This window comes from Cryptosporangium sp. NPDC051539 (genome assembly GCF_044454545.1).
In the GTDB taxonomy this organism is placed as follows: Bacteria; Actinomycetota; Actinomycetes; order Mycobacteriales; family Cryptosporangiaceae; genus Cryptosporangium.
The window spans coordinates 839,784-863,895 of the sequence record NZ_JBITDV010000002.1; the positions used below are offsets into that span (position 1 = coordinate 839,784).

At 71.3% G+C, this 24,112-nt stretch carries 21 protein-coding genes; 20 read left to right on the forward strand and 1 reads right to left on the reverse strand.

Features of this window, described 5'->3' with window-relative positions; translation table 11 throughout:
* The first annotated feature begins 47 nt into the window (after positions 1-47).
* The 9 genes from ruvC to ACIBZJ_RS09945 all read left to right on the forward strand — a co-directional run bounded on the left by ruvC (position 48) and on the right by ACIBZJ_RS09945 (position 9,654).
* A complete protein-coding gene (gene ruvC / locus ACIBZJ_RS09905; protein ID WP_395927564.1) occupies positions 48-605 on the forward strand; it encodes a crossover junction endodeoxyribonuclease RuvC in 558 nt (185 codons plus the stop codon).
* Positions 602-1,204 (forward strand): Holliday junction branch migration protein RuvA, encoded by a 603-nt coding sequence (gene ruvA / locus ACIBZJ_RS09910; RefSeq protein WP_395927566.1) that lies wholly within the window; start codon positions 602-604, stop codon positions 1,202-1,204. The genes ruvC and ruvA overlap by 4 nt, the downstream gene beginning before the upstream one ends.
* Entirely contained in the window at positions 1,201-2,274 is a 1,074-nt protein-coding gene (gene ruvB / locus ACIBZJ_RS09915; protein ID WP_395927568.1) for a Holliday junction branch migration DNA helicase RuvB, read from the forward strand. Before ruvA ends, ruvB begins: the two co-directional genes overlap by 4 nt.
* Before the next feature lie 126 nt (positions 2,275-2,400).
* Positions 2,401-2,940, forward strand: coding sequence for a preprotein translocase subunit YajC (yajC, locus tag ACIBZJ_RS09920; RefSeq protein ID WP_395927570.1), 540 nt, complete (start codon positions 2,401-2,403; stop codon positions 2,938-2,940).
* Positions 2,941-3,125: 185 nt separating this feature from the next.
* Positions 3,126-5,084 (forward strand): protein translocase subunit SecD, encoded by a 1,959-nt coding sequence (gene secD / locus ACIBZJ_RS09925; protein ID WP_395927572.1) that lies wholly within the window; start codon positions 3,126-3,128, stop codon positions 5,082-5,084.
* Between the two features lies 1 nt (position 5,085).
* Complete coding sequence (secF, locus tag ACIBZJ_RS09930) at positions 5,086-6,282, forward strand: protein translocase subunit SecF (protein ID WP_395927574.1); 1,197 nt, start codon at positions 5,086-5,088, stop codon at positions 6,280-6,282.
* The gene (locus tag ACIBZJ_RS09935; protein ID WP_395927576.1) at positions 6,279-6,848 is read left to right on the forward strand and encodes an adenine phosphoribosyltransferase; all 570 of its coding nucleotides are present in this window, start codon (positions 6,279-6,281) and stop codon (positions 6,846-6,848) included. Before secF ends, ACIBZJ_RS09935 begins: the two co-directional genes overlap by 4 nt.
* A gap of 320 nt (positions 6,849-7,168) precedes the next feature.
* Positions 7,169-9,463 carry a RelA/SpoT family protein gene (locus ACIBZJ_RS09940; RefSeq protein WP_395927783.1) on the forward strand — a complete coding sequence of 765 codons (2,295 nt, stop codon included), beginning with the start codon at positions 7,169-7,171 and terminating at the stop codon, positions 9,461-9,463.
* An 11-nt stretch (positions 9,464-9,474) separates the two neighbouring features.
* Positions 9,475-9,654: a hypothetical protein gene (locus ACIBZJ_RS09945; RefSeq protein ID WP_395927578.1), complete on the forward strand. Its 180-nt coding sequence runs from the start codon at positions 9,475-9,477 to the stop codon at positions 9,652-9,654.
* Between the two features lie 1,184 nt (positions 9,655-10,838).
* Here ACIBZJ_RS09945 and ACIBZJ_RS09950 read toward each other — a convergent pair.
* A complete protein-coding gene (locus ACIBZJ_RS09950) occupies positions 10,839-11,603 on the reverse strand; it encodes a peptidylprolyl isomerase (RefSeq protein ID WP_395927785.1) in 765 nt (254 codons plus the stop codon).
* A 259-nt stretch (positions 11,604-11,862) separates the two neighbouring features.
* Here ACIBZJ_RS09950 and ACIBZJ_RS09955 point away from each other — a divergent pair, with 259 nt between their 5' ends.
* The 11 genes from ACIBZJ_RS09955 (at position 11,863) to ACIBZJ_RS10005 (ending at position 24,090) form a co-directional block, all read left to right on the forward strand.
* Positions 11,863-12,546 (forward strand): MBL fold metallo-hydrolase, encoded by a 684-nt coding sequence (locus ACIBZJ_RS09955; RefSeq protein ID WP_395927580.1) that lies wholly within the window; start codon positions 11,863-11,865, stop codon positions 12,544-12,546.
* Positions 12,543-13,802, forward strand: coding sequence for a histidine--tRNA ligase (gene hisS / locus ACIBZJ_RS09960; RefSeq protein ID WP_395927582.1), 1,260 nt, complete (start codon positions 12,543-12,545; stop codon positions 13,800-13,802). The genes ACIBZJ_RS09955 and hisS overlap by 4 nt, the downstream gene beginning before the upstream one ends.
* Positions 13,799-15,577 carry an aspartate--tRNA ligase gene (gene aspS / locus ACIBZJ_RS09965; RefSeq protein WP_395927584.1) on the forward strand — a complete coding sequence of 593 codons (1,779 nt, stop codon included), beginning with the start codon at positions 13,799-13,801 and terminating at the stop codon, positions 15,575-15,577. Before hisS ends, aspS begins: the two co-directional genes overlap by 4 nt.
* A 110-nt stretch (positions 15,578-15,687) precedes the next feature.
* Entirely contained in the window at positions 15,688-17,172 is a 1,485-nt protein-coding gene (locus tag ACIBZJ_RS09970; protein WP_395927586.1) for a replication-associated recombination protein A, read from the forward strand.
* 89 nt (positions 17,173-17,261) lie between these two features.
* Complete coding sequence (locus ACIBZJ_RS09975; RefSeq protein ID WP_395927588.1) at positions 17,262-17,687, forward strand: DUF948 domain-containing protein; 426 nt, start codon at positions 17,262-17,264, stop codon at positions 17,685-17,687.
* Positions 17,687-17,959 carry a hypothetical protein gene (locus tag ACIBZJ_RS09980; protein WP_395927590.1) on the forward strand — a complete coding sequence of 91 codons (273 nt, stop codon included), beginning with the start codon at positions 17,687-17,689 and terminating at the stop codon, positions 17,957-17,959. The genes ACIBZJ_RS09975 and ACIBZJ_RS09980 overlap by 1 nt, the downstream gene beginning before the upstream one ends.
* Positions 17,960-18,033: 74 nt before the next feature.
* On the forward strand, positions 18,034-20,727 hold the full coding sequence (alaS, locus tag ACIBZJ_RS09985) for an alanine--tRNA ligase (protein WP_395927592.1): 2,694 nt from the start codon (positions 18,034-18,036) through the stop codon (positions 20,725-20,727).
* 141 nt (positions 20,728-20,868) lie between these two features.
* Entirely contained in the window at positions 20,869-21,321 is a 453-nt protein-coding gene (ruvX, locus tag ACIBZJ_RS09990; protein WP_395927594.1) for a Holliday junction resolvase RuvX, read from the forward strand.
* Complete coding sequence (gene mltG, locus ACIBZJ_RS09995) at positions 21,318-22,505, forward strand: endolytic transglycosylase MltG (RefSeq protein ID WP_395927596.1); 1,188 nt, start codon at positions 21,318-21,320, stop codon at positions 22,503-22,505. Before ruvX ends, mltG begins: the two co-directional genes overlap by 4 nt.
* Before the next feature lie 54 nt (positions 22,506-22,559).
* Positions 22,560-23,441 (forward strand): shikimate dehydrogenase, encoded by an 882-nt coding sequence (locus ACIBZJ_RS10000; protein WP_395927598.1) that lies wholly within the window; start codon positions 22,560-22,562, stop codon positions 23,439-23,441.
* A gap of 7 nt (positions 23,442-23,448) precedes the next feature.
* Entirely contained in the window at positions 23,449-24,090 is a 642-nt protein-coding gene (locus ACIBZJ_RS10005) for a prepilin peptidase (RefSeq protein WP_395927600.1), read from the forward strand.
* Positions 24,091-24,112 lie beyond the last annotated feature (22 nt).

The following is a 24,112-nucleotide window of genomic DNA, read 5'->3' on the forward strand; positions in this document are numbered from 1 at the left end:
TGGTTTGATCCGTTCCGTACCGAACAGCTGTACGGAGGTGGACGGACGTGCGCGTGCTCGGAGTCGATCCGGGTCTTACCCGTTGCGGGGTCGGTGTCGTCGACGGCGCGCCCGGCCGGCGCTGCGGCCTCGTCCACGTGGACGTGATCCGCACCCCGGCCGACGCCGAACTCGGTGACCGGCTGGTCGCGATCGCCGACGGTCTGGCCGCGGCGATCGCGGTGCACCGGCCCGAGGCGGTCGCGGTCGAGCGGGTGTTCAGCCAGCACAACGTCCGGACGGTGATGGGCACCGCGCAGGCCGCCGCGATGGCGATCGTCGCGGCGACCCGGGCCGGAATCCCGGTCGCGCTGCACACGCCGTCCGAGGTGAAGGCGGCCGTGACCGGGTCCGGCACCGCCGACAAGGCCCAGGTCGGCCTGATGGTGACCCGGATTCTCGGCCTCACGGGGACCCCGAAGCCGGCCGACGCGGCGGACGCGCTCGCGCTGGCCATCTGCCACCTCTGGCGAGCGCCCGCGCAGGCGCGCCTGGCGGAGGCGCTGGCCCGCAGCGCGTCACCTGCCCGCGGCGCCGGCCACCGCGACCGGGCGGTGGGTGAATGATCGCCTCAGTGCGCGGCGAGGTCACGACGGTCGGGCCGGACGGTGTCGTGGTCGAGGTCGGGGGCGTGGGCATCGCGGTGCACTGCACCCCGGCGACGCTCGGCGGGCTGCGGGTCGGCTCGCCGGCCCGCCTCGCGACCAGCCTCGTCGTCCGCGAAGACTCCCTGACGCTCTACGGCTTCGCCTCCGACGACGAGCGCACGCTCTTCGAGCTGCTCCAGACCGCGAGCGGTGTCGGACCGCGTCTCGCCCTGGCCGTACTGGCCGTGCACTCCCCGGACGCCATCCGGCTGGCCATCGCCGGTGCCGACCACGCCGCACTCACCCGGGTGCCCGGCATCGGCAAGAAGGGCGCGGAACGGCTGGTACTGGAACTTCGCGACCGCATCGGCTCGGTGGACCCGATCGCGGTGCCGAACCTCGCCGCCCCCGGCGCAGGCTGGCAACCGGCCGTCCGGGAGGGCCTCACCGGCCTCGGCTGGGCGCCCAAGGAGGCCGAAGACGCGGTCGCCGTGATCGCGGCCGACGCCGAGGGCAAGCCGATCGAGGTCGCCGTGGCCCTCCGGCGCGCCATCCAGCTGCTGGGACGCAACCGATGACCGCCGACGACGACGTCGTCTCGGCGTACGCCGCGCCCGAGGAGCGCGACGTCGAATCGAGCCTGCGGCCGCGACAGCTCGACGACTTCATCGGCCAGCACCGCGTCCGCGAACAGCTCGAGGTATTGCTGCACAGCGCTCAGCGCCGCAACCGCCCGCCCGACCACATCCTGCTCTCCGGCCCGCCCGGCCTCGGCAAGACGAGCCTCGCGATGATCGTCGCGGCCGAGCTCGGCAGCGCGATCCGGGTGACGAGCGGCCCGGCGATCGAACGCTCCGGCGACCTCGCTGCGGTGCTCACGACGCTGGCCCAGGGCGACGTCCTGTTCATCGACGAGATCCACCGCATCGCCCGCCCCGCCGAGGAACTGCTGTACTCGGCGATGGAAGACTTCCGGGTCGACGTCGTGGTCGGCAAGGGGCCCGGCGCGACCGCGATCCCGCTCGACGTCGAGCCGTTCACGCTGGTCGGCGCCACCACCCGTTCCGGCCTGCTGACCGGCCCGCTCCGCGACCGGTTCGGCTTCGTCGCGCACCTGGACTTCTACGACGCGTCCGACCTGGAGAAAGTGCTCGCCCGGTCGGCGTCCATCCTCGGCGTCCGCATCGACCCGGCCGGAGCGGCGGAGATCGCGGGCCGGTCGCGGGGGACACCGCGGATCGCGAACCGCCTGCTGCGGCGGGTGCGCGACTACGCGGAGGTCCGGGCCGACGGTCAGGTGACGCTCGACGTCGCCCGCGCCGCGCTCAAGGTGTACGAGGTCGACCGGGTCGGTCTCGACCGTCTCGACCGCGCGGTGCTGGATGCGCTCGTCATGTCGTTCGGCGGTGGACCGGTCGGGTTGTCGACGCTGGCGGTGGCGGTCGGGGAGGAGCCCGGCACGGTCGAGGAGGTCGCCGAGCCGTTCCTGGTCCGGGCCGGCCTGCTGGCCCGGACTCCGCGCGGCCGGGTGGCGACCCCGGCGGCCTGGGCCCATCTGGGCAAGACCCCGCCGCCCGGACTCGTGCCATCAACCGGGCCGACACCCGCGGCCGACCTCTTCGGAGGAACTTTCCGCTCGGGGTCGTAACGTCACGGAACGTTGATACGACCTCGGTCGTTGTGACCGCGTGGCAGCGGCCCGAGCAGCTGCTACTAGACTTCCGCAGTCGCACCCCCGCAATACCCCGCTGACGAACGTTCGAAAGGGCCCTCCGTGGTAGACGAAGCCGCACAACAGAGCTCTGGCGGTGGGAGCATCCTGCCTCTGCTGCTGCTGGTCGGCGTGTTCGCGCTGATGTACTTCCTGGTCATCCGACCCCAGTCGCAGCGCCGCAAGCAGATGACCAGCATGCAGAACAAGGTCGAAGAGGGCGCGCCGGTCATGACGCTGGGCGGTCTCTACGGCACGGTCGTGTCCACGGAGGGTGACTCGGTTCTGCTCGAGGTCTCGCCGGGCGTGACGAACCGTTACGCGCGCGCCGCGATCGCGAAGGTGCTGTCCGACGAGGAGGCCACGAAGGCCGGCATGGCGGCCAACGAGGACGCCGTGGACGAGGACGACGTGCCGCTCACCGACGCGGTCCTGGTCGAGGAGCCGGTGGTGGCGACGACCACCACCACGACGACCGCGCCGGAGCCGCCCGCGGCCCCCGAGGTCGTGTCCGACCCCACGGCCGACCCGCGCCCGGTCTCGGCCGAGGCCGACTCGACGGCCGACACGGCCGACTCGGCCAAGGGCACCGACCGCCGCTGAATCGAGCACGGGTGGCGCGGTTCGACCGGCCGCGCCACCTGTGTAACCAGTAAGGGGGCCTGCACGTGAAGGTCCGACCGGATAGCGTCACCAATCGGACGTACCGCCGTCGCCTCTGGCGTACGTAGCGCGGACTCACGGGGCCGCACCACCGCCGCCCCAGCACTGAAGGAGACCTTTCAGCCGTGGCACCACCTCGCGGACAGCTGCGTGCCGGGCGATACCTCGCCTTTCTCGCGGTCATCGTGATCGCGCTCTACGCGTTCGTGTTCCTGACCGGCAGTGGGTCGGTGAAGGACAAGCTCACTCCACGGCTCGGCCTCGACCTGCAGGGCGGCACGACCGTGACGCTCCACGCGGCTCAGGCCGGTGGGAAGGCTCCCGACGCCGAGCAACTCGAACAGGCGCGGCAGATCATCGAGAACCGGGTCAACGGCACCGGTGTCGCTGAGGCCGAAGTGGTCACCGAGGGCGATTCCAACATCGTCATCAACGCGCCCGGCCAGAACAACGACGCGATCAAGCAGGTCGGCGAGCCGGCCCAGCTGCGATTCCGCGCGGTGCTCGAGCAGGCGCAGGACATCGACGCGATCAAGGCGGCGGCCGCGGCCGCCTCGCCCACCCCGTCGGCGTCGGGCACGCCCTCCCCGAGCCCGACGACGTCCGGCTCGGCGTCACCCGGCCCGTCGCCCTCGACGTCGGCCAAGACGCAGGCGAGCCCGTCCGCCTCCGGCGGCGGAGGGGGCGGCAGCGCCCCCCAGGCGGTTCCGGCCGCCGACACCCCGACTCCGACGACCTCCGCGTCGCCGTCGGCGAAGGCCAGCCAATCGGCCGGGGCCACGCCGTCGACCAGCGCGAGCCCGTCGGCGTCCCCGGCCGCGACCCCGACGTCGCCGAGCCAGGCGGCGCTGCAGAAGTCCGCGCTCGCGAAGTTCCCCAAGGAAGCCGCGACCTACGTGGCCCAGGGGTCGGCAGAAGACTTCGCCGGTGCCGCCACGAACCCGCAGCTCGCCGCGATCTTCGAGCCCGGGGCCAAGAAGCTGACCGAGGCCGAGGTCGCCGCGCTGCCGATCGACTGGCAGTTCAAGGTGCCGTGGATCAGCTGCAAGATGCTGAACAACCGGCCGGCCGGTTCGATCGACGCGGTCGGCCAGCAGGTCGTCGCCTGCCAAGACACCGCGAAGTACAAGCTGGAGAAGGCCGGTGTCGTCGGCACCGACATCAAGACCGCGAGCTTCACGTTCAACGCGCAGCAGGGCGGCTGGGTCGTCAACCTGAAGTTCACCAGCAAGGGGCAAGACAAGTGGACCGCGCTGACCAAGGCCACGCTGCAGAAGCAGGTCGCGGTCGTGCTGGACAACGACGTGATCTCGGCGCCGACGACCAACGAGGTCATCACCGGTGACACCCAGATCAGCGGTCAGTTCACCAAGGTCGAGGCGCAGGACCTCGCGGCCAAGCTGAAGTTCGGCGCGCTGCCGCTCTCGTTCACGGTCGAGACCGCCGAGTCGATCAGCCCGACGCTCGGCATCGAGCAGCTCGAAGCCGGTCTGCTCGCGGGCGGTATCGGCCTGGCGCTGGTCATCGTCTACTCGCTGATCTACTACCGGGCGCTGGGCCTGGTCACGATCGCCAGCCTGGTGGTGTCCGGCGCGATCATCTACGCGTCGATCCTCCTGCTCGGGCGTCAGATCGGACTGACTCTGACGCTCGCGGGCGTCGCCGGCTTCATCGTCGCGGTCGGTATCACCGCCGACTCGTTCGTCGTCTTCTTCGAACGCTTGAAGGACGAGGTGCGCGACGGCCGGAGCGTCCGCTCGGCGGTGCCGAGGGCCTGGGCCCGGGCGCGGCGCACGATCCTCTCCGCGGACGCGGTCTCGTTCCTCGCCGCCGCGGTGCTCTACGTGCTGGCCGTCGGCGCGGTGAAGGGCTTCGCGTTCACGCTGGGCCTGTCCACGCTGGTCGACATCATCATCGTCTTCCTCTTCACTCACCCGCTGGTCGCCATCCTCGCCCGCTCGCGCCGCTTTACCTCGCCCCGGTTCTCCGGCCTGGGTACGCTGCGTAAAGCTGCTGACGCGCCTGGCGCCGGAGCAGGCGGACGGTCCGCGACCGCCCGTCGTGTCAGCCCGAAGGAGTCCTGAGATGGGACTGGCCGGTCGCCTCTATCGGGGCGAGACGAACTTCGACTTCATCGGTTCCCGGAAGCGGTGGTACATCGCGTCCGTCGTGATCGGGCTGATCTGCGTCGGCGCGATCCTGTTCCGGGGCTTCAACTGGGGCATCGAGTTCTCCGGTGGCACCTCGTTCGTGTTCAAGCCGCCGAGCGGCGTCACGCTGGAGCAGGTCACCAAGACCGTCGATGACGCCGGCGTCGAGGTGCAGACCGCGCAGAAGGCCGGACGCGGCAGTGACGTGAAGTACGTCCTCAAGACCGAGTCGCTGAGCATCGCGCAGACCACCGAGGTCAAGACCGCGCTCACCGGGACGTACAAGATCGCGTCGAACGAGATCACCGACAACCAGGTCAGTTCGTCTTGGGGCGGGCAGGTCACCGACAAGGCGCTGATCGCGCTGCTGGTGTTCCTGGTGCTGGTGGCCGCGTATCTGGCGATCCGGTTCGAGGCCAGGATGGCGATCGCGGCGCTGCTCGCGCTGCTGCACGACCTGCTGCTCACCGCGGGGGTCTACTCGATCGTCGGGTTCGAGGTCACGCCCTCGACGATCGTCGGTCTGCTCACGATCCTCGGTTTCTCGCTGTACGACACGGTCGTCGTGTTCGACAAGGTCGCCGAAGACACCCGGGGCATCCTGGGCGGCTCGCGGATCAGCTACGCCGAGGCCGCGAACAACGCCGTGAACGAGACGCTGATGCGCTCGATCAACACGTCGCTGATCTCGCTGCTGCCCGTCGGTGGCCTGCTGTTCGTCGGTGCGGGCCTGCTCGGCGTCGGCACGCTGAAGGACCTCGCGCTGGTCCTGTTCGTCGGTCTGGCCGCCGGTGCGTACTCGTCGCTCTTCCTGGCCACGCCGTGGCTGGTCGACATGAAGGAGCGCGAGCCCCGCTACCGCGCCCTCCGCGACCGGGTGGCCGCCCGCCGGGTCGCGGCGGCCAAGACCGCGTCCCAGCCGGTCGAGGCCTCGTCCGACGACGAGGTCTCCTCCGCCGAGGCCGACGAGGTGGACGCCGACGGCGACGAGCAGACCGATCGTGAGCCGGCGACCGCCGGCGCGGGTTCGTCGTCGCGGCCAGCCCGCCCGGCGGCCAACCGGTCGCAGCAGGCGCGGCGCCGGTCCGGCAACCGTCCGGGTCGCCCGGGCGGAAACCGCAAGAAGCGATGAGCGTGTCCCCGACCGGGCGGATCGGCAGCGGGCCGGTGACGCCGGCCGCGGTGAGCGACCTGATCGCCGCGCACGTGGTCGACGTGCCCGACTTCCCGAAGCCGGGCGTCGGTTTCAAGGACCTGACCCCGCTGTTCGCCGACGGTCCGGTGTTCGCCCAGGTGATCGACGCGATCGCGACCGAGTACGGCGGCGCGTTCGACGTCGTGGCCGGTATCGAGGCCCGGGGGTTCGTGCTCGCGGCCGCGGTCGCGTACGCGAGCGGCGCGGGGCTGGTGCCGATCCGGAAGGCCGGGAAGCTCCCGCGCCGGACGATCTCCGCGTCCTACGCGCTGGAGTACGGCGAAGCCGTCCTCGAGGTGCACGCGGACGCGTTCGATCCGGGCGCCCGGGTGCTCCTGCTCGACGACGTGCTGGCCACCGGCGGCACCGCGGCGGCCGCGATCTCGCTGGTCGAGCAGGCCGGTGGCGCGGTCGTGGGGTTCTCGGTGCTGCTGGAGCTGGGCTTCCTCGAGGGGCGCGCGCGGCTCCCGGAGCGGGAAGTACACGCGCTGCTGACGGTGTGAGGCTCATTCGGGATACTGCCTCGATGAGGGCATCAACCGTTAAGCCATGCTGTTGTGACTAGTCGGGTACCAGTCGCTGACCCGTGCTCCTGTGGAAGGCCGCGCGGGTGGCGAGGCGGTCCCGCGTAGCATGGAGAGAGCTTCGTGCGGTCCAGCAGAGGGAGCGGCCTGTGTCAGACGTCGCGCCGACGGTCGCCGGTGGGCAGCGTGATCAGACGCCCGTAGGTGACCTGGAGCAGGCCTTGCCGGTGGTGGCTCGAGCCGCCACCGAGGGCACGGCCGATGGTGCGCTGCCGCACGCCGACACGTCAGCCGGCCCGCTGGCCGGCAACGGGGGCACCGAGGCGGCCGGCATCGGTGCGCCGACGGGTCGCCGGGTCCGGGCCGCGCTGGCCCGGTTCGGTGCTCCGGCCTGGCAGGGTTCGGTGAACGTCGTTCTCGAGCCGCTGGTCGCCACCCACCGCTCCGCGCACCCCAAGGCCGACGTCCGGCTGCTGCAGAAGGCGTACGACGTCGCCGAGCAGTTCCACCGCGGGCAGCTGCGCAAGTCCGGCGACCCGTACATCACCCACCCGCTCGCGGTCGCGACGATCCTCGCCGAGCTGGGGATGGACACCACGACGCTGGTGGCCGCTCTGCTGCACGACACCGTCGAAGACACCGGCTACACGCTCGAGCAGCTGCACGCCGACTTCGGGGGCGAGGTCGCCCACCTGGTCGACGGCGTCACCAAGCTCGACAAGGTGCAGTTCGGCGACGCGGCCGAGGCCGAGACGATCCGCAAGATGGTCGTCGCGATGGCCCGCGATCCGCGCGTGCTGGTGATCAAGCTGGCCGACCGGCTGCACAACATGCGGACGCTGCGTTTCCTCCCGCGCCCGAAGCAAGAGAAGAAGGCCCGCGAGACGCTCGACGTGCTGGCCCCGCTGGCCCACCGGCTGGGTATGAACACGGTCAAGTGGGAGCTGGAAGACCTCGCGTTCATGACGCTGTACCCGAAGCGGTACGAGGAGATCGCGCGGCTGGTGCAGGAGCACTCCCCGGCGCGCGACCGCGGGCTGGCCGAGGTCACCAACCAGGTGCAGAACGACCTCAAGAACGCGAAGATCCGGGCGACGGTCGTCGGCCGGCCGAAGCACTACTACTCGATCTACCAGAAGATGATCGTGCGGGGCCGCGACTTCGCCGACATCTACGACCTGGTCGGCGTCCGCGTGCTCGTCGACTCGGTGCGCGACTCGTACGCCGCGCTCGGCGTCATCCATGCGTCCTGGCAGCCGGTTCCCGGCCGTTTCAAGGACTACATCGCGATGCCGAAGTTCAACATGTACCAGTCGCTGCACACGACGGTGATCGGGCCCGAGGGCAAGCCGATCGAGCTGCAGATCCGCACGCTGGCCATGCACCGCACGGCCGAGTACGGCATCGCCGCGCACTGGAAGTACAAGGAGACCAAGGGCGCCGACGTGGCCGGTCCGCCGGCGACCGTCGACGACATGGCCTGGCTGCGGCAGCTGCTCGACTGGCAGCGCGAGGCCAGCGACCCGGGCGAGTTCCTCGAGGCGCTGCGGTTCGACCTGGGCGGCCAGGAGGTCTACGTCTTCACGCCCAAGGGCGACGTGGTCGCGCTCCCGAAAGACTCGACGCCGGTCGACTTCGCGTACGCCGTGCACACCGAGGTCGGGCACCGCTGCATCGGCGCCCGGGTCAACGGCAAGCTGGTGCCGCTGGAGAGCACGCTCAACAATGGCGACACCGTCGACATCTTCACGTCGAAGTCCGAGAACGCCGGTCCGAGCCAAGACTGGCTGAGTTTCGTCCGCAGCCCCCGGGCCCGGACGAAGATCCGCCAGTATTTCGCGAAGGAGCGGCGCGAAGACGCGATCGAGGCCGGCAAGGAGGCGCTCCAGCGGGTCATGCGCAAGCAGGGCCTCCCGCTGCAGCGGCTGCTGGGCGGCGACGCGCTGCTGACGATCGCGCGAGACCTGCACCTCTCCGACATCAGCGCGCTCTACGCCGCGGTGGGCGAGAACCAGGTCTCCGCGCAGGCGGTCGTGCAGCGGGTGGTGGCGTCGCTGGGCGGGGCCGAGGGGGCGACCGAAGATCTCGCCGAGACCGCGCGTCCGGCCCGGCACCGTTCACGTCCGGCCGGTCCTGGTGACCCGGGTGTCATCGTCAGCAACGCCGGCGACGACGTCTGGGTCAAGCTCGCGAAGTGTTGTACGCCGGTGCCGGGCGACTCGATCCTCGGGTTCATCACGCGCAGCGGCATGATCAGCGTCCACCGGGAAGACTGCACGAACGCGTCCGACCTGAAGGAGCGGCAGGCCGAGCGCCTGGTCGAGGTGTCGTGGGCACCGACGGCCGGCTCGACGTTCCTGGTCGCGATCCAGGTCGAGGCGCTCGACCGGCACCGGCTGCTCTCGGACGTCACGAAGGTGCTCTCCGACGAGAAGGTCAACATCCTCTCGGCGACCGTGAGCACCACGCGCGACCGGGTGGCGGTCTCGAAGTTCACGTTCGAGATGGCCGACCCGAAGCACCTGGGGCACCTGCTCCGCGTGGTGCGCCGGGTCGAAGGTGTGTACGACGCGTACCGGGTCACGTCAGGCTAGGAGGGTCTCGGATGGGGATCGAACGTAAGTTGCCCGACCGGCCGGCCGGATCGTCGGAGCCCGGGAAGGTGCGGGCGAAGATCGTCGGCCTGGAGTCGTTCCGGGAGACCGGTTCCCTCCAGGCGACCACCGCCCCGCCGCCGGAGCCGCCCCCGGACTTCGGCAACGCCGAATCCGCCGAGGCCCGCTGACCCACTGGGCGCTCGCACCGCGAGCTGCACCGCAACGCCACCGCGAGCTGCACCGCAACGCCACCGCGAGGTGCACCGCAACGCCATCGCGAGGTGCACCGCAAAGCCACCGCGAGCTGCACCGCAACGCGTCCGCGGCGCTGCGGATCGAACGCACCTGCCGCGAGGCTCGCCGCCGGCGGGGGCAGTGCACCTCGCGGTTCACCGGCTCGACGGTGGGGATCTCGATCGCCCGCCGAGGCCGACGACCGGGCCGTGCCCGGCCGCTGGGACGGCGATCTGATCGTCGGAACCCGCTCGGAATCCGGGAGCGTCACGCTCGCCGAGCGTTCCACCGCTGCGTCCTGGCCGGGCACCTGCCCCGCAGCCACACCGCCGAGGACGTCCGCGTCCGCGGCCTCGGCGTCCGCGTCCGCGGCGTCCGCGGCCTCGGCGGCCGCGACATCCGCGGCCTCGGCGTCCTCGCCTCGCCTCGCCGACCGGGATGCTCCCCGCCGGGTCTCGCTGACGCGGGACCGCCGCGGCGAAATGGCTACCCACGAACACGGCATTTCTGCGACTCACACGCACCCTGGCCACGGCGCTCGGCCGAGAGCACCAGCGGCCTGCTCGGTCCGGAAACCCCGGGCCCTTCCTGTGCGGGCGCCCGGTGGCGTTGCGGTGCAACCGGCGGTGGCGTTGCGGTGCAGGCCGCGGTGGGTTTGCGGTGCAACCGGCGGTGGCGTTGCCGGTGCAGCCGGCAGTGGCGTTGCGGTGCAGGCCGCGGTGGGTTTGCGGCGCAGCTGGCGGTGCCGCCCGCCGCTGGCCTGGACATGGATCGCGTGGGAGATTGTCTCCACGCTCACCCGCGTGGTCTCCGGCACGAAGCCGGCCTGTCCGCGACGCACGACCGCAACGGGCCGCCCCCGGCGAGCTTCGAGTGCCTCGGCCGGGCACGGAGGCAGCCCGGGCCCGCTGCGCATGGTGCGGGCCGCTTGATACTGCGCTCGTCGAGTTCGCGTTTGACGGGCAGCCCAGCGCCCACCCGATCGCCGCGCTCCGGTGGCCCCCAGCCGCCGAAACGCTGCCGCCCTCACGCCCAGAGCCTCGGAGAACTCCGCCCTCGACCCCGCAAAACCCGAGGTCCCCGCAACTCCCTCGAATCAGGGTGTTGCGGGGACCAGGAGAACCCCGTGCGGGCCGGACTAGCTCGCGGCCGGTGACACCGTCAGCGACGAGATGTCGACGGCCTGCTTGGGCTTGCCGTCGGCCGGGTTGCTGGCGTCCGCCGGGGTCACGCCCTTCTCGGCGGCCTTGACGACCAGGTCGAGGCCCTTGGTCACCTTGCCGACGACCGTGTAGTCGGCGGTCAGCGCACCCTCTTCGATGTCCTTGTAGACGATGAAGAACTGCGAACCGACCGAAATCTCCGCCTGGCTCTTCGCCATCGCGATCGTGCCGGCCGGGTACGGCGGGTGCTGGTTCGTCGGCAGGTTCTCGGTGCCGAAGCGGTACGCCGGGCCGCCGGTGCCGTCGGCGAACGGGTCGCCGCACTGCAGGACGAAGATGCCGGTCGTGACCAGCCGGTGGCACGAGGTCTTGTCGTAGAACTTCTTGCCGGCCAGGTACGCGAAGCTGTTGCTCGTGCACGGCGCGGCGGCCTGGTCGAGCGTGAACTCGATCGCGCCGATGTTCGTCGTCATCGTCACCGTGCGGGTACCGGTGTCGGGAATGTTCGAGGTCGGCGGCAGCCCGACGTCCTTCACCTTGCCGGTGCTGGCGTCGGCCTTCTGGTACGTGCACTTCGGGCCGGAAGCGGCCTCGGTGGTCTTCGTGTCCTTGTGGTCGTCGTCGCCCAGGTTGGCGACGAGGAAGCCCACACCGACCACCACGAGCAGTAGCGCGATACCGGCGCCCACGGCGGCCTGGGTCTGTCGCCGGCGCTTCGCCTGAGCGGCCCGCCGGGCCATCTGACGTTCCAGCTTCGCGCGGGCCAGCTGTCGCTGGCGATCCTTCGTCGGCACTCCGTGCACTCCGTTCGGGCTGTCGAGAGGCGGACCAGGGCCCGCGCGTGCGGCCGAGTGTACGGCGCCCCCCTAGGGGAGACCCTGCTACCCCGCTACACCACGCTGTTCCGTTACCGGGAGCGGGCGCACAGAAAGGCAGTCGGAGCCGACCGGCGTCTATCGGTAGGCTGGTGGGAACGACGTCCGAGAAGAGAGGACAGCTGTGCTCATCGCCGGATTCCCGGCCCCCGCGTTCGGCACGAACTGCTGGGTCGTCGCCCCTGCGGCCGGCGAGCAGTGCGTGATCATCGACCCGGGGATCGGCGTGGTCGACCAACTCGACGACCTCCTGGCGAAGCACCGGCTGCATCCGGCCGCTGTGATCCTCACCCACGGTCACATCGACCACACGTTCTCGGTCGCACCGGTGTGCGGGGCGAAAGACATCCCCGCCTACATCCACCCGGCCGACGCCGACCAGCTCGCCGACCCGTGGTCCTACATCGGTGCGGCCCGGGGCACCCCGATGTTCGGGCTCGAATACACCGAACCCAGCGACGTCAAGGCACTCGCCGACGGCGAGGTCCTCGAACTGGCCGGAATCACGGTCACGACGACGCTCGCTCCCGGGCACACCCCCGGCTCGCTGGTCTTCGGCGTCCAGACCCCGGACGCGCCGGTGCTCTTCTCCGGCGACCTGCTGTTCGCCGGGTCGATCGGCCGGGTCGACCTGCCCGGCGGCAGCACCCAGGACATGCTCCGGTCACTGGCCCGGGTCGTGCTGCCGATGGACGACGCCACGGTGGTGAAGCCCGGTCACGGGCCCGACACCACGATCGCGCGTGAGCGCGCCACCAACCCGTATCTGCGGCAAGTCGCCGAGAGCTTCCCGAGGACCGGCCTGTGACCACCTTCACCGCTCCGAAGGGGACGTTCGACACGCTCCCGCCCGAGTCGGCGACGTTTCTGGCGGTCCGCGACGCGCTGACCGCCCCGCTCCGCGCCGCCGGCTACGGCTACGTCGAGACGCCGGTCTTCGAAGACACCGCGCTGTTCGCCCGGGGCGTCGGCGAGTCGACGGACGTCGTCAGCAAGGAGATGTACACGTTCGACGACCGGGGCGGCCGGTCGCTGACGCTGCGGCCGGAGCTGACGGCCGGCGTCATGCGCGCGTTCATCGAGCACAAGCTCTACGCCGGGCAGCTGCCGGTGAAGCTGTACGCGGTCGGCTCGAACTTCCGGTATGAGCGGCCGCAGGCCGGTCGCTACCGGCACTTCACCCAGGTCGACATGGAGGCGCTCGGCGTCGACGACCCGGCCTTGGACGCCGAAGTCGTCCAGCTCGCCGCGGCCGGGTTCCGCGCGCTGAAGCTCCAGAACTTCGAGTTGCAGCTCACGAGCCTCGGCGACGCGAACTGCCGCCCCCAGTACCGGGAGAAGCTCCAGAACTTCCTCGCCGGCCTCGACCTCGACGAGGACACCCGCCGCCGCGCCACGATCAACCCGCTGCGCGTCCTCGACGACAAGCGCCCCGACGTGGCGAAGCAACTCACCGACGCGCCGCTGATGGTCGACCACCTCTGCGACGACTGCCGGCGGCACTACGACCAGGTCCGCGAGTACCTCACCGACCTCGGCGTGCAGTGGATCGAAGCCCCGAGGCTGGTCCGCGGTCTCGACTACTACACCAAGACCACGTTCGAGTTCGTCCACAACGGCCTGGGCGCGCAGTCCGCGATCGGCGGCGGCGGCCGGTACGACGGGCTCTCCAAGGAGCTGGGCGGGCCGGACGTCTCCGGCATCGGCTACGCGGTCGGCGTCGACCGGACGCTGCTCGCGCTGCGCGCCGAGGGCTTGATCGGTGAGCCCCCGGCCCGGGTGCAGGCGTTCGTGGTGCCGCTCGGCGACGAGGCCCGCCGCCGCGGCCTGCGGATCCTCGCCGAGCTGCGGAACGAGGGCATTCCGGCCGACTTCGCGTTCGGCGGCCGGGGTCTCAAGGGCGCGATGAAGTCGGCCGACCGCTCGGGAGCGAGGTTCGCCGTCGTGCTGGGCGACCGGGATCTCGCCGACGGCACCGCGCAACTGAAGGATCTGACCACGTCCGATCAGCGGGCCGTCCCCCTGACCGACCTCGCCCGCACCGTCAAGGAGCTTCTCTCGTGACCGGCAGCACCACCTATCGGACCCACCAGGCCGGCACGCTGCGTGCCGGGCACGCGGGGCAGACCGTCACGCTGGCCGGCTGGGTGGCCCGCCGTCGTGACCACGGCGGCGTCATCTTCGTCGACCTGCGCGACGCGTCCGGGTACGTGCAGGTCGTCCTCCGGGAGGAGGAGGGCCACGCGCTGCGGGCCGAGTACTGCATCCGGGTCACCGGCGAGGTACGCGCGCGCCCCGAGGGCAACGAGAACCCCGACCTGCCGACCGGCGCCGTCGAAGTGGTCGCGACCGGGATGACCGTCCTCAGCGAGGCCGCTCCGCTGCCGTTCCCGATCGACGGCCAGGCCGCCGGCGAGGTCGGCGAGGAAGCCCGGCTCAAGTACCGCTACCTCGACCTGCGCCGGTCGCAGCAGGCCGCGGCGCTGCGGCTGCGCAGCCGGGTCAGCGCGATCGCCCGCCGCGAACTCGGCGAGCGGGAGTTCGTCGAGATCGAGACGCCGACGCTGACCCGCTCGACGCCCGAGGGCGCGCGCGACTTCCTGGTGCCCGCGCGCCTGCAGCCGGGCTCCTGGTACGCGCTGCCCCAGTCGCCGCAGCTGTTCAAGCAGCTGCTGATGGTGGCCGGGATGGAGCGGTACTACCAGATCGCCCGCTGCTACCGGGACGAAGACTTCCGGGCCGACCGGCAGCCGGAGTTCACCCAGCTCGACGTCGAGATGTCGTTCGTGACCCAGGACGACGTCATCGAGGTCGGCGAGGCGGTCGTGTCCGCGATCTGGCGCGAGCTGGCCGGGTACGAGATCCCGCTGCCGCTGCCGCGCCTCACCTACGCGGACGCGATGACCCGCTACGGCTCCGACAAGCCCGACGTCCGCTTCGGCAACGAGCTCGTCGACCTCACGGCGTATTTCCAGGGCACCGGCTTCCGGGTGTTCCAGGCCGCGCACGTCGGCGCCGTGGTCATGCCCGGCGGGGCCGCGCAGACCCGCAAGGATCTCGACGGCTGGCAGGAGTGGGCCCGTTCGCGCGGCGCCAAGGGCCTCGCGTACGTGCTGTTCGACGCCGAGACCGGGGAGCCCCGCGGTCCGGTGGCCAAGAACCTCTCCGAGGAGCACCTGGCCGGTCTGGCCGACGCGGTCGGCGCGAAGCCGGGCGACGCGGTGTTCTTCGGCGCCGGTGAGCGGCACGGAACGCTGGAGCTGCTCGGCGCGGCCCGGCTGGAGATCGGCCGCCGCTGCGGGCTGATCGACGAGTCCCGGTGGGAGTTCCTCTGGGTCGTCGACGCGCCGATGTTCGAGCCGGCCGGCGGCGGTGAGATCGGCGTCGAGGGTGCTCAGGGCAACTGGACCGCCGTGCACCACCCGTTCACGTCGCCCAACGCCGACTGGATCGACACGTTCGACCAGAACCCCGGCGAGGCGCTGGCCTGGGCTTACGACATCGTGCTCAACGGCAACGAGATCGGCGGCGGCTCGATCCGTATCCACGACCGGAAGGTCCAGGAGCGCGTCTTCCAGGTGCTCGGCCTGTCCGAGGAAGACCAGCAGGGCAAGTTCGGCTTCCTGCTGGAGGCGTTCAAGTACGGCGCGCCGCCGCACGGCGGCATCGCGCTCGGCTGGGACCGCCTCTGCGCGCTGCTGGCCGGCGTGGATTCGATCCGCGACGTCATCGCGTTCCCGAAGCTCGGCTCCGGCGGTGACCCGCTGACCGGCGCGCCCGCGCCGATCTCTCCCCGTCAGCGCAAAGAAGCCGGTGTGGACGCCAAGCCGAAGGAATAGTCGTCGGAGGTGCCGCCGGGCGAACCGGCCGGCGGCGCCTCGCGGATTCCGTACCGGTCGGGCAGGCGCCCCGGCGACCGCGGCGGCCCGGGCTCAGTAGGGTCGATGCCGTGGAGACCGAAAGTCTGTTCGACGGCCCCGCCGACGATCCGGCATCGGCGCGGTCCGGGCCGACGGCGCCGGTGGCCCGCGACGATGCCGACGAACGGGTCGATCCGTACGCGCCGCTGGCGGTGCGGATGCGGCCGCGGACGCTCGACGAGCTCGTCGGGCAGCGGCACCTGCTCGGGCCGGGGTCGCCGTTGCGGCGGCTGGTCGAGGGGGACGCTCCGCTCTCGGTGATCCTGTGGGGGCCGCCGGGGTCCGGGAAGACCACGATCGCCCACTTGGTGTCGCGCGCCACGAGCAGGCGTTTCGTCGCGCTGTCGGCCTTGTCGGCCGGGGTCAAGGACGTCCGGGCGGTCATCGAGCAGGCCCGGCTCGAGCGGCGCCGGGGCGTCTACACCGTGCTGTTCGTCGACGAGGTGCACCGGTTCTCGAAGACCCAGCAGGATTCGCTGCTGGCCGCGGTGGAAGACCGGACCGTGACGCTGGTCGCCGCGACGACCGAGAACCCGTCGTTCTCGGTCGTGTCCCCGCTGCTCTCGCGCTCGCTGCTGCTGACGCTCCAGCCCCTGGACGGCGAGGACATCCGCGCGCTGCTGCGCCGTGCGGTCGCCGACGACCGCGGTCTGCGCGGCCGGGTGGCCCTGTCGCCGGAGGCCGAGGAGCACCTGGTCCGCCTGGCGGCGGGGGATGCCCGGCGCTCCCTGACCGCGCTGGAAGCCGCCGCCGACGCGGCCCTCGCCGCGAAGACCCCCCCGAACGCGACGGCCGGGAACCCGTCCGCCGCCGAGGCCGGGGCGGGTCCTGCACTCGCCGCTGGAGGGGGCGGCTCAGCGTCGGCAGAAGAACGGACGGTGGAGATCGACCTGCAGACGGCTGAGGCCGCGGTCGACACGGCGGCGGTCCGGTACGACCGGGACGGGGACGCGCACTACGACGTGACCAGCGCGTTCATCAAAAGCATGCGCGGGTCCGACGTCGACGCGGCGCTGCACTGGCTGGCCCGCATGCTCACCGCGGGTGAGGACCCACGGTTCATCGCGCGCCGCCTCGTGATCTTCGCCAGCGAAGACGTCGGGATGGCCGATCCGACCGCGCTGCTGACCGCGGTCGCGGCGGCGCAGACGATCCAGCTCATCGGCCTGCCCGAAGGGCAGCTGACGCTGGCCCACGCGGTCGTGCACCTGGCCACGGCCCCGAAGTCCAATGCGGTGACCAGCGCGATCGGTGCCGCGCTCGGCGACATCGCCGCCGGTAAGGCCGGGGGAGTGCCGACCGCGCTCCGCGACGCGCACTACCCGGGGGCGAAGACGCTCGGCCACGGTGCCGGCTACCGGTACCCGCACGACGATCCGGCCGGCGTGGTCGCGCAACAGTACGCACCGGACGAGCTCGTCGGCCGCGACTACTACCGCCCGACCCGCCGCGGCGCCGAACGCGCGGTCGCCGAACGCCTCGACCGCATACGCGGGGTCATCCGGGGTAAGTGACTCGCCAGGCTGTCCCTGTGCCGGGCGTGATCGTCGCAGGCGGTAGGGTCGAGCCACTTCAGAGCCCACTCACCCAAGGAGACTCGCCGGTGTCTCTCGGCGGAATCGCGGCCATCATCGCCGCCGTTGCGTTCGTGCTTCTGGTCGGTGCGCTCGCCGTGCCGTTGATCAAGCTCGGCCGCACGGTCGACGCGGCCACCAAGGCCATCACCGACATCACCGAGCAGGCGGTGCCGATCCTGGCCAGCGCCCACGTGACGGTCGACGGTGTCAACCAGACGCTGGGCGGTGTCAACCTCCAGCTCGACAAGGTCGACACGCTCACCGATCACGTCTCCGCCGTGACCGGCAGCATCGCCCAGGTGACGACGCTGTTCGGCGCCACCGTGTCCGGTCCGCTGGTGAAGGCCGCGGCGTTCAGTTACGGCATCCGGTCCGCGGTCCGGGCCCGGCGGGCGACCGAGGTCGAGCGCGAGGTCCGGGACGAGCTCAAGAAGCGGCGGAAGGGCGCCTGATGCGACGCCTGTTCTGGATCGGCGTCGGTGCGGCGGTCGGTGTCCTGATCGTCCGGAAGATCTCCAAGACCGCGGAGGCGTACAGCCCGCGTGGCCTGGCCGACTCGGCCCGCGGCTCGGCCGTGGGGCTGCTCGACTCGGTCCGGGCGTTCGTCGAGGACGCGCGGGTCGCGATGGCCGAGCAGGAAGTCGCGCTGACGCGCGCGCTCGAGCAGCAGCAGGCCGGTAACTACGACGCCGACGATGCCCGCGGGGCCCACCGAGCGCCCTAAATATTGGGCAGCGCGGTCGTACGTCCACGCGAGATAGTGTCGTTTGACCCATTCGAACCGACGGATTACTGGCGATGAAGACCTCTGAGATCCGGCAACGCTTCCTCGATCACTTCGCGAACCGCGGTCACACCGTGGTCCCCAGCGCGGGGCTGATCGCCGACGACCCCAACCTGCTGTTCGTCAACGCGGGCATGGTGCCGTTCAAGCCGTACTTCCTCGGCCAGGTGACGCCGCCCTATCCGCGAGCGACGAGCGTCCAGAAATGCGTCCGGACCCTCGACATCGACGAGGTCGGCAAGACGACCCGGCACGGGTCGTTCTTCCAGATGAACGGCAACTTCTCGTTCGGCGACTACTTCAAGGACGGAGCGATCCGCTACGCCTGGGAGCTGGTCACCAACTCGATCGCGGACGGCGGCTACGGCTTCGACGAGTCGAAGCTCTGGGTCTCGGTGTACGAGGAGGACGACGAGGCCTACCGGCTCTGGAACCGTGAGGTCGGGGTGCCCGAGTCGCGGATCATCCGGCTCGGCAAGGGGCCGAACTTCTGGTCGATGGGCGTGCCCGGGCCGTGCGGCCCGTGCTCGGAGATCCTGATCGACCGCGGTCCCGAGTACGGCCCCGAGTACGTGAACACCCCGGGTGTGGAGCCGGACGGCGACCGCTACCTGGAGTTCTGGAACCTCGTTTTCATGCAGTACGAGCGGGGTCCGGGGTCGGGCAAGACCGACTACGAGATCCTCGGCGACCTGCCGGCGCAGAACATCGACACCGGCATGGGCATGGAGCGGGTCGCGTTCCTGCTGCAGGGCGTCGACAACTTCTACGAGGTCGACGAGGTCCGTCCGATCCTCGACCGGGCGGCGGCGCTGGCCGGCAAGCGGTACCCGGCGCACGAGCAGCATGACGGTCACCCCAACGCCGATGACGTCCGGCTGCGGGTGGTGGCCGACCACGTGCGCACCGCGCTGATGCTGATCGGCGACGGCGTGACGCCCGGCAACGAGGGCCGCGGCTACGTGCTGCGCCGGATCCTGCGCCGCGCGGTGCGCTCGATGCGTCTGCTCGGCTACGAGGACCCGTCGTTCCCGGAGCTCTTCCCGGTGGCGCGCGACGCGATGAGCGGGTCCTATCCGGAGGTGTCGTCGGACTACGCGCGGATCGCGGGTTACGCGTACGCCGAAGAAGACGCGTTCCGCGCGACGCTGCGGTCCGGAACGACCCATCTCGACACCGCGGTCGCGGCGACGAAGTCCTCCGGTGGCCAGCAGCTCTCCGGCGCGTCGGCGTTCCAGCTGCACGACACGTACGGCTTCCCGATCGACCTGACGCTGGAGATGGCGGCCGAGCAGGGCCTCACCGTCGACGAAGAGGGCTTCCGCAGGCTCATGTCCGAGCAGCGGCGACGGGCCAAGGCCGACGCGCAGGCCCGCAAGACCGGGCACGCCGACACGTCCGTGCTGCGCTCGGTGCTCGACCGGACCGGGCCGACGAACTTCACCGGTTATCTCGAGGTGGAGCGCGAGGCGCGGGTCGGCGGCATCATCGGGCGCGACGGCGCGATCCGGTCCGGGGCGGCCCAGGGCGAGGAGGTCGAGGTCGTGCTCGACTCGACCCCGTTCTACGCCGAGGGCGGTGGCCAGCAGCCCGACCAGGGCGTGATCGTGACTCCGGCCGGCCGGTTCGAGGTCTACGACGTCCAGCAGCCGCTGCCGGGGCTGATCGTGCACCGCGGCCAGGTCGTCGACGGCGAGATCAAGGTCGACGACCCGGTGCTGGCCACGATCGACGTCGACCGCCGCCGGGCGATCTCCCGCGCGCACACCGCGACCCACCTGATCCACACCGCGATCCGGAGCTCGCTCGGCCAGTCGGCGACCCAGGCCGGTTCGCTGAACGCGCCCGGGCGGCTGCGGTTCGACTTCAACACGCCCGGTGCGGTGCCGCAGTCGGTGCTCTCCGACGTCGAGGACGAGGTCAACGCGGTTCTGCTCGACGACCTCGAGGTGCGGGCGTTCATCACCTCGCAGGACGAGGCGCGGCGGATCGGCGCGATGGCGCTGTTCGGCGAGAAGTACGGCGACGAGGTCCGGGTCGTCGAGGTCGGCGAGTACGCCCGCGAGCTCTGCGGCGGCACCCACGCGGCGCGCTCCGGGCAGCTGGGCGTCGTCAAGCTGCTCTCGGAGGCGTCGATCGGGTCCGGCGTGCGCCGGGTCGAAGCGCTGGTCGGTCTGGACGCGTTCCGGTTCCTGGCCAAGGAACACCTGCTGGTGTCGAAGCTGGCCGAGCAGTTCAAGGCGAAGCCGGAGGAGCTGCCCGACCGGGTCTCGGCCGTGGTGGCCCAGCTCCGGGACGCCGAGCGGGAGCTGGAGAAGCTGCGGGCGGCCGCTGTTCTGAGCGGGGCCGGCGACATCGCGTCGCGGGCGACCGACGTCGGCGGGGTCGCCGTGGCCGCGATCGAGGCGCCGGAGGGCACCGCGGGCAACGACGTGCGGTCGCTGGCGCAGGAGATCCGGGGCCGGCTGTCGGCCGATCGGCCCGGCGTGGTCGCCGTCGCGGCCCGGGCCAACGGCAAAGCGTCGCTGGTCGTCGCCGTGAACCAGGCTGCGCGCGGCCGCGGCATCTCGGCGTCGGCGCTGGTGAAGGGCGCATTGTCCGGACGTGGTGGCGGCAGCGACGACCTCGCGCAGGGAGGTGGCGTGGCGGCTGACGCGGCGCCCTCGGTGCTGGCGTCGATCTCCGACCTGGTTGCCGGCGCTGTCTGAGATTCCGGTCCCGGTCTGCCGAGCAGACCGGGACCGGCCTCTGTATACGGCACAATCCTTCGCATGGCCCTGCTTCCTTCCTCTGGGCTTCCGTCCGCTGGCTTTCCGGCCTCTGGGCTTCCGTTCTCTGGGCTTCCGTCCGTGAAGCGGGGGGTTCGCCTGGGCGTGGACGTCGGATCCGTACGGGTCGGCGTCGCCGCCAGCGACCCCTCGGGGTTCCTGGCGTCCCCGGTGGAGACCGTGCGACGTGACGTACGTCACGAGACCGATCTGGACCGTCTCGTGGCGCTCGTCCTCGAGTACGAGGCGATTCTCGTCGTGGTCGGTTTGCCCCGTTCGCTCTCGGGAGCGGAGGGTCCGGCGGCGGTTGCCGTGCGCGCGTACGCTGCCCTATTGGCCGAACGGCTAGGTGTTCTCCCTCACCCGGTGCCGGTCGAGTTGTCCGATGAACGGCTGACGACCGTCATCGCGGGACGTACTCTTTCCCAGAGGGGCGTACGCGGGAAGAAACACCGCGCTGTGGTGGACCAGGCCGCCGCGGTGCTGATCCTTCAGGCCTGGTTGGACGCGGAACGGAGAGCGGATCACCCGTGAACGACCTCGATCTCGTGCCGTTCACGGAGGAGTCCGGCGGCGACGGCAACCCCGGCCCCGGCACTCCCGGTAAGCATCGGCGCAAAAAGGGCGATCGCAGCAGCGGTAGAACATTAGTTGCTTTGCTCGTCGTGGTGGCGGTGCTCGGTGGCCTCGCGTTCGGGGGCTGGTACGGCGTCACGAAGGTCAAGGACTTCTTCACCGCGGACGACTACGACGGTCCGGGCAGCGGGTCGGTCGTCGTGCAGATCGACGACAACCAGACCGTCACGGACATCGCGAACACGCTGTTCAAAGACGACGTCGTGGCCAGCGCGAAGGCGTTCGTGAACGCGGCCGCCGACAACCCGGACTCGACGCGGGGCCTGCAGCCGGGTAGCTACAAGCTCAAGAAGCAGATGAAGGCGTCGGACGCGCTCGACATGCTGCTCGACCGGGCGAACCGGGTCGACGGGCCGTCGGTGATCATTCCCGAGGGCCTCACGGTCAAGGAGATCTTGCCGAGGCTGGCCGAGAAATCCGGCATTCCGCTCGCCGAGTTCCAGAAGGCCGCCAAGGACCCGGCGGCGCTCGGTGTGCCCGAGTGGGGCGGCCCGAGCCCCGACAGGCGCGTGCTCGAGGGCTTCCTCTACCCGTCGAAGTACGAGCTCAACGACCAGACCACCGCCGAGGGCCTGCTCAAGCAGATGGTCGCGCTGTCGGTGCAGGCGGCGACGAAGGACGACCTCTCGGCGAAGGCGCAGGAACTGGGCGTCAGCGAGTGGGATCTGATGATCATCGCGTCGCTGATCGAGCAGGAGGGCATCGAGGCCGACTTCGGGAAGATCTCCCGGGTCATCTACAACCGGCTGAACTCGACCGGTGCGCTGTCGTACCTGCAGTTCGACTCGACGACCCAGTACTGGCTGATCCAGACCGGCAAGGGCCGGAAGGCGATCGTCACCGACGCCGAGTTGAAGAACCCGGACAACAACTACAGCACCGACGTCGACCGGCATCAGGGCCTGCCGCCGACGCCGATCGGCAACCCGGGCGACGCGTCGCTGAAGGCGGCGGCGAACCCGACGCCGGGCCCGTGGACGTACTTCGTGGTCGTGACGAAGGACCGGCACTCGGCCTTCACCGACGACTACAACGTGCACCAGGACAACATCCTCAAGTGCAAGCGGGTCGGCTTCTGCTGAGCCCCTGTGGACGGCTCCGGCGCCGGTGGCGCCGGAGCGCCTAGGGTGATCGCCGTGTCTTCGTTCTCCGTTCATTCCGTGGCGGACGCCCGGCAGGCCGGCACCGTACGTCGGGCCGCCGTGCTCGGGTCACCGATCGCGCATTCGCTCTCGCCGGTGTTGCACTCGGCCGCGTACGCCTCGCTGGGGTTGGCGGGGTGGTCCTACACCCGGGTCGAGTGCGCCGAAGACGGGCTGGCCGGGTTCGTCGAGGGGCTCGGGCCGGAGTGGGCCGGGTTGTCGCTGACGATGCCGCTCAAGCGGGTGGCGCTCTCGGTGGCCACCGAGGTGAGCACCGAGGCGGCGGCGATCGGGGCCGCGAACACGCTGGTACTGACGCCGGGTGGGCGGCGGGCCGAGAACACCGACGCGCCGGGCATGGCCGACGCGCTGCGCGAGGCCGGGCTGGTGTCGGCGTCCGCGCCGCTGATCCTCGGCGCGGGAGGCACGGCCCAGGCCGCGCTGGCGGCATTGGCCCCGGCAAGCCTCGCGGCGCCGGGGACGGCGCCGGGGACGGCGGTGACGGTGCTGGTGCGGGCTCCCCGGCGGGTGGGGGAGTTGCGCACGACCGCGGAGCGGCTGGGCCTGACGCTCGACGTGCGCCCGCTGGACGACGCTCCGGCGCTCCTGGCCGACGCCGACCTGGTGATCTCGACGCTGCCCAAAGGTGCGGCCGATCCGCTGGCGCACGCGGTGCTGCGTCCGTCCGCGGTGGTGTTCGACGTGGTGTACGACCCGTGGCCGACCGCGCTGGCGACCGCGGCCGCGGCGGCCGGCTGCCGGGTGGTCTCCGGGCTCGATCTGCTACTGCACCAGGCCGGGCACCAGGTGCGGCTGATGACCGGCAGGCAGGCCCCGATCGAGGCCATGCGGGCGGCCCTGGCACTGGCGCGCTGAGGCTCCGGTGAGCTGGGTCGCGGCGCTCGTGGTCGCGGCGGCGGCGCTGGGGGCGGCGCGGTGGCTCGCCGAGACCGTCGAGCGGGTCGCGGCGGAGGCGTCGTTCCGGGTCGGCGGCGCTGCGGTGGCTCGTCCGGCGGCGGGGGCGGTGGGGGTCGGGGTGGCCGCGGCCGGGCTCGGCGGGGTGGTGGCGTGGGCCGGGTACGGGTGGGCGCTGCCCGCGCTGGTGTTCACGGCCGGGGTCGGATTCGTGCTGGCCCCGGTGGACGTGCGGGCGCACCGGTTGCCCGACGTGATCGTGCTGCCCAGTTACCCGGCGCTGGCGGTGCTGCTGGCGTTGGGCGGGGTCTCGTCGTGGGTCCGGGCGATCGAGGGTGGTGCGGTCGCGTTCGGGGTGCTCTATCTGCTGGCCGTGGTGGCTCCGGCGGGCTTCGGGTTCGGTGACGTCAAGCTGACCGGGCTGCTGGGCGGTGCGCTGGCCTGGTTCGGATGGCAGCCGATGTTCACCGGACTGGTCTACGGATTCGTGTACGGCGGCCTGTGCGCGGCGGTTCTGCTCGCGACGCGCAGGTTGTCGCGCACCGACCGCCTGGCCTTCGGCCCTTTCCTGCTGGCCGGTGCCCTGACCGCGTTGTGCGCGGCCCGCTGAGGACGACGCCGGCAGGCGAGCG

Coding starts and splice junctions, on each gene's coding strand:
- ruvA (WP_395927566.1), top strand. CDS start 602: ATGATCGCCTCAGTGCGCGGCGAGGTCACGACGGTCGGGCCGGACGGT.
- ruvB (WP_395927568.1), top strand. CDS start 1,201: ATGACCGCCGACGACGACGTCGTCTCGGCGTACGCCGCGCCCGAGGAG.
- secF (WP_395927574.1), top strand. CDS start 5,086: ATGGGACTGGCCGGTCGCCTCTATCGGGGCGAGACGAACTTCGACTTC.
- ACIBZJ_RS09935 (WP_395927576.1), top strand. CDS start 6,279: ATGAGCGTGTCCCCGACCGGGCGGATCGGCAGCGGGCCGGTGACGCCG.
- ACIBZJ_RS09945 (WP_395927578.1), top strand. CDS start 9,475: ATGGGGATCGAACGTAAGTTGCCCGACCGGCCGGCCGGATCGTCGGAG.
- ACIBZJ_RS09950 (WP_395927785.1), bottom strand. CDS start 11,603: ATGGCCCGGCGGGCCGCTCAGGCGAAGCGCCGGCGACAGACCCAGGCC.
- ACIBZJ_RS09980 (WP_395927590.1), top strand. CDS start 17,687: ATGCGACGCCTGTTCTGGATCGGCGTCGGTGCGGCGGTCGGTGTCCTG.
- alaS (WP_395927592.1), top strand. CDS start 18,034: ATGAAGACCTCTGAGATCCGGCAACGCTTCCTCGATCACTTCGCGAAC.